The organism is Microbacterium sp. 69-10, from assembly GCF_001897945.1.
GTDB lineage: Bacteria > Actinomycetota > Actinomycetes > Actinomycetales > Microbacteriaceae > Microbacterium.
The window spans coordinates 172,172-176,258 of record NZ_MKRT01000024.1 but is presented as its reverse complement, the minus strand read 5'-3'; the positions used below and the strand labels follow the sequence as shown (position 1 = coordinate 176,258).

Sequence of the window (4,087 nt, the reverse complement as noted above, 5' to 3'; positions counted from 1 at the left end):
ATGGAGCCCGACGACGCCGCCGATCTGCTCGCCCAGCTGCCTCCCGAGCGCCTGGAGCAGCTGCTCGCGCTGATGGAGCCGGAGGAGGCCGAGGACGTGCGCACCCTGCTGCGCTACGGCCCCGACACCGCCGGCGGTCTGATGACCACCGAGCCGATCATCCTCTCCGCCGACGCGACGGTCGCCGAGGCCCTCGCGCTGATCCGCCGGCACGAGCTGCACCCCGCCCTCGCCGCCGCGGTGTTCGTCACGCTGCCGCCGTTCGAGACACCGACCGGCCGCCTGCTGGGCGTCGTGCACTTCCAGCGGATGCTGCGCTATCCCCCGCACGAGCGCCTCGGCGCCATCCTGGACGACAACATCGAGCCGGTCTCGGTCACGGCATCCGCCACCGAGGTCGCTCGCATGCTGGCCAGCTACGACCTGGTCTCGCTGCCCGTCATCGACTCGGCGCACCGCCTGGTCGGCGCGATCAGCGTCGACGACGTGCTCGACTACCTGCTGCCGAACGACTGGCGAACGCACGACGAGGACGAGCCGGAAGCGAGCGGCACGCGATGATGGCACGCAGCTCGAGTCTCGACACGCCCCGGGGCCGCACCGGTGCCGTGCGTCCCTCCGCCCCCTCCCGCGACCGCTTCGGCCGTTTCACGGAGTGGGTCGCCCGCGCCATGGGCACCCCGGCCTTCCTGGTCATCCTCACGCTGTTCTGCGCCGCGTGGATCATCTGGAACACCGCCATGCCGGAGCCGCTGCGGTTCGACGACGCCGCGCTCGGCTTCACCGCGCTGACCCTCATGCTGTCGCTGCAGGCGTCGTACGCCGCTCCCCTCATCCTGCTCGCGCAGAACCGTCAGGACGACCGCGACCGCGTGCAGATCGAGCAGGACAGGCAGCGGGCGGAGCGCAACCTCGCCGACACCGAGTACCTCGCGCGAGAGATCGTCGCGCTGCGGCTGGCCCTCGAGGAGCGCAACTCGCAGATCGTCACCCGGGACGTGCTGCGCCAGGAGCTGAAGTCACTGCTGGCCGAACTCGACAGGGACGCCGCGAAGGACACCACAGCCGAGAGCGCACCGTGACGCTGTCCGAGCAGGTGCGGGCGGCGGTCTCGGCGGTCACCGACCCCGAGCTGCGCCGCCCGATCGGCGACCTGGACATGGTGCGGGACGTCGCCGTCGACGGCGACGCCGCGACCGTGTCGATCGTGCTCACGATCGTCGGATGCCCCGCAGCGCGGCGGATCGAGCAGGATGTGCGGGATGCTGCGGCATCCGTCGCCGGCATCGCCGACGTGACCGTCGACGTCGGCGTGATGACGCCGGACGAGCGGCGTCAGCTCACCGAGCGGCTGCGGGCGGGTCGCCCGGCCCGGCAGATGCCGTTCGGTCCGGACTCGCTCACCCGCGTGATCCTCGTGACCAGCGGCAAGGGCGGTGTCGGGAAGTCCACCGTCACGGCGAACCTCGCGGTCGCTCTGGCGCAGCAGGGCCTGCGGGTCGGCCTCGTGGATGCCGATGTACACGGCTTCTCGATCCCCGGGCTGCTCGGGATCGCACCCGGCACCCAGCCCACGCGCATCGACGACCTGATGCTGCCACCGGTCGCGCACGACGTGAAGGCCGTCTCCATCGGCATGTTCCTGCGCGAAGGCGAGTCCGTCGTCGCGTGGCGCGGCCCCATGCTGCATCGCACCGTGCAGCAGTTCCTCACCGACGTGTTCTTCGGCGACCTGGACGTGCTGCTGATCGACATGCCCCCCGGCACCGGCGACATCGCCATCTCGATCGGGCAGATCCTGCCCCATGCGGAGGTGCTCGTGGTCACCACCCCGCAGCCGGCCGCCGCCGAAGTGGCGATCCGCAGCGGGCTGGTCGCTCGCCGCACGGGTCAGCGCGTGATCGGCGTGGTGGAGAACATGGCGCCGTACGCGCTGCCCGACGGCACCGTGATCGACCTGTTCGGCTCGGGTGGGGGCGCCGAGGTCGCCCAGGCGCTCAGCGCGCCCGGTGACCACGGCTCGGTCGCCGAGGACGTGCCGCTGCTGGCATCCATCCCGCTCTCCCCCGCGCTGCGACAGGGCGGAGACGCCGGGATGCCGGTGGTGCTGGCGCATCCGGATGACGCCGCGGCAGCCGCCGTCATCGCGCTGGCGCGCACCATCGCGCACCGCGGACGCGGGCTGGCGGGCCGCTCCCTGCCGATGCGGCTGAGCTGAACCGATCGCTCAGGCGTCCGGGCGGAAGCCGCGGATCAGGTCGCGGGATCAGGTCCCCGAGTCCTCAGGTCGCCTCGACGTCGAACGGCGGCGGACTCAGTCGGCTGAACACCTGACGGGTCATCGGAGCGCGCTCGGGGGCCGGCGCGACCGGGTCGGTCGTGAACGGATTGGACGAGGTCGCGGGTGCGCTGTCGAAGGCGGGCTCCTCGAAGAGGGCGTCACGGATGATGCGACGAGGGTCGTACTGCCGGGGATCGAGCTTGCGCCAGTCGACGTCGTCGATGTCCTCGCCGAGCTCGTCCTTCATCTTGTCCTTGGTGTCGCGCAGGTACGCGGCCGCCTGACGGGCGAACCTCCGCAGCGCCTCCGCGGCCTTCGGCAGACGCTCGGGACCGATGATGAGCACAGCGACAATGCCGATCAGCAGCAGCTTGTCCATGTCCAGGCCCCAGTTCATCCCACCAGGCTACCCGCCGCGCCTCCCCTCCGGATGCACCCGAGACGCCTACGCTGGTCGGTGACCGAAGTTTCAGGAGAATTGCCATGAGCGAGCACGACGCGAACGCCCGATTCGCCCGCGAGACGATCGTGGAGCCCGCGTCCATCTCCCGCGCACGCACCCACGCGCTCGAGCTGGGCGCCGCCCCCATCAGCCCCGGGATCGGGGCCCAGTACGCCGTGCTGGCAGCATCCGTCGCCGCACGATCGATCGTCGAGATCGGCACCGGCGCAGGCGTGTCCGGACTGTGGCTGCTGCGCGGCGCGCCCCAGGCCGTCCTCACCACGATCGACAACGAGCCCGAGCACCTCGCCGCCGCTCGTCAGGCTTTCGCCGAGGCGAAGATCCCGCCCGCCAAGGCGCGTTTCATCACCGGCCGCGCGGCGGATGTGCTGCCGCGCATGAACGAGGGCTCCTACGACATCGTCCTCATCGACGCCGACCCCGAGAACGTGATCGAGTACGTCGAGCACGGACTGCGCCTGGTGCGCCCCGGCGGCCTGGTGCTGGTCCCGCGCGTGCTGGCCGGGGGCAGGGTCGCCGACCCCGTGCAGCGCGATGAGGTCACCTCGGCGTACCGCTCGCTGGTGCAGGAGACTCAGGAGTCCCCCGCCGTGCTCGCGGCCCTCTCCACGACCGGCGAGGGTCTGCTGCAGCTGTCGCGCATCGCCTGAGGACGCCACGCCATCCGAGGGTGAAGACGAGAAGAGGGGCGATGGGTGGAAACCCATCGCCCCTCTCGCGTTCTTCCGATCAGGCCGCAGTCACGACGGCGCCCAGCACGTCGTGAAGCTCCTTCGCCTCGGCATCGTTGACGGAGACGACCAGACGTCCGCCTCCTTCGAGCGGAACGCGCACGATGATGAGACGCCCCTCCTTCACGGCCTCCATCGGTCCGTCGCCGGTTCTCGGCTTCATCGCTGCCATCGTGGCTCCCTTTCCCTCGGTGGTGTGCGTCAAGTTTATCGTCAGCATCCGGCCTGGGCATGTCAGCCCGGAACAATCGCCGGTCAGACGGCCTGTGCGCCCGCTCTGACCCCGCTATGGAACCTGGTAGTACGTGCTGGCGATCCCGTACATCGACACGATCCACAGCCACTGCGCCAGCAGGCACAGACCGAGCATCCCCCACCGGTAGGTGCGCGAGCGCGGCACCGCCAGAGCACCCCACAACGGGGTCAACGGCATGAGCAGCCTCAGCGTGCTGGACTGCGGGAAGAACACCGCGAGCAGGTAGAGCAGGTAGCTCGCGCTCCACAGGCGGATCTCCGGACCGAGCCTGCGCACCGAGCGGGAGCGCAGCAGCAGCGTCGCCACCGCCACGACCAGCGCGACGAGCACGATCACGCCACCGCCGGCGGGAACGC

6 protein-coding genes and 1 pseudogene are annotated in these 4,087 nt (G+C 70.7%); 4 read left to right on the top strand and 3 right to left on the bottom strand.

Annotated features, from left to right (window positions below; genetic code table 11):
* The 3 genes from BGN97_RS11905 to BGN97_RS11895 form a co-directional block, all read left to right on the top strand.
* Positions 1 to 561, top strand: a 561-nt coding sequence (locus tag BGN97_RS11905) for a magnesium transporter (RefSeq protein WP_292701682.1), incomplete at its 5' end; no start/stop codon positions are given.
* Positions 561 to 1,082, top strand: coding sequence for a DUF1003 domain-containing protein (locus tag BGN97_RS11900; protein WP_292702182.1), 522 nt, complete (start codon positions 561 to 563; stop codon positions 1,080 to 1,082). The genes BGN97_RS11905 and BGN97_RS11900, both read left to right, overlap by 1 nt.
* Positions 1,079 to 2,218: an Mrp/NBP35 family ATP-binding protein gene (locus BGN97_RS11895; RefSeq protein WP_292701679.1), complete on the top strand. Its 1,140-nt coding sequence runs from the start codon at positions 1,079 to 1,081 to the stop codon at positions 2,216 to 2,218. The genes BGN97_RS11900 and BGN97_RS11895 overlap by 4 nt, the downstream gene beginning before the upstream one ends.
* A gap of 64 nt (positions 2,219 to 2,282) precedes the next feature.
* Here the strand turns inward: BGN97_RS11895 and BGN97_RS11890 are convergent, their stop codons facing one another.
* Positions 2,283 to 2,678 carry a twin-arginine translocase TatA/TatE family subunit gene (locus tag BGN97_RS11890; protein WP_292701675.1) on the bottom strand — a complete coding sequence of 132 codons (396 nt, stop codon included), beginning with the start codon at positions 2,676 to 2,678 and terminating at the stop codon, positions 2,283 to 2,285.
* 86 nt (positions 2,679 to 2,764) lie between these two features.
* On the opposite strand from BGN97_RS11890, the gene BGN97_RS11885 reads away from it, so the two are divergent.
* Positions 2,765 to 3,394 carry a class I SAM-dependent methyltransferase gene (locus BGN97_RS11885; protein ID WP_292701672.1) on the top strand — a complete coding sequence of 210 codons (630 nt, stop codon included), beginning with the start codon at positions 2,765 to 2,767 and terminating at the stop codon, positions 3,392 to 3,394.
* A 79-nt stretch (positions 3,395 to 3,473) separates the two neighbouring features.
* Here the strand turns inward: BGN97_RS11885 and BGN97_RS11880 are convergent, their stop codons facing one another.
* Both BGN97_RS11880 and BGN97_RS11875 read right to left on the bottom strand, forming a co-directional pair.
* A complete protein-coding gene (locus BGN97_RS11880) occupies positions 3,474 to 3,647 on the bottom strand; it encodes a DUF3117 domain-containing protein (protein ID WP_286302741.1) in 174 nt (57 codons plus the stop codon).
* Positions 3,648 to 3,761: 114 nt separating this feature from the next.
* Positions 3,762 to 4,087: pseudogene (locus BGN97_RS11875) on the bottom strand (hypothetical protein); the annotation flags it as partial.

Bases quoted from the DNA above. Each gene is read 5' to 3' on its own strand.
- BGN97_RS11900 (WP_292702182.1), top strand. From the start codon at position 561: ATGGCACGCAGCTCGAGTCTCGACACGCCCCGGGGCCGCACCGGTGCC.
- BGN97_RS11890 (WP_292701675.1), bottom strand. From the start codon at position 2,678: ATGAACTGGGGCCTGGACATGGACAAGCTGCTGCTGATCGGCATTGTC.
- BGN97_RS11885 (WP_292701672.1), top strand. From the start codon at position 2,765: ATGAGCGAGCACGACGCGAACGCCCGATTCGCCCGCGAGACGATCGTG.
- BGN97_RS11880 (WP_286302741.1), bottom strand. From the start codon at position 3,647: ATGGCAGCGATGAAGCCGAGAACCGGCGACGGACCGATGGAGGCCGTG.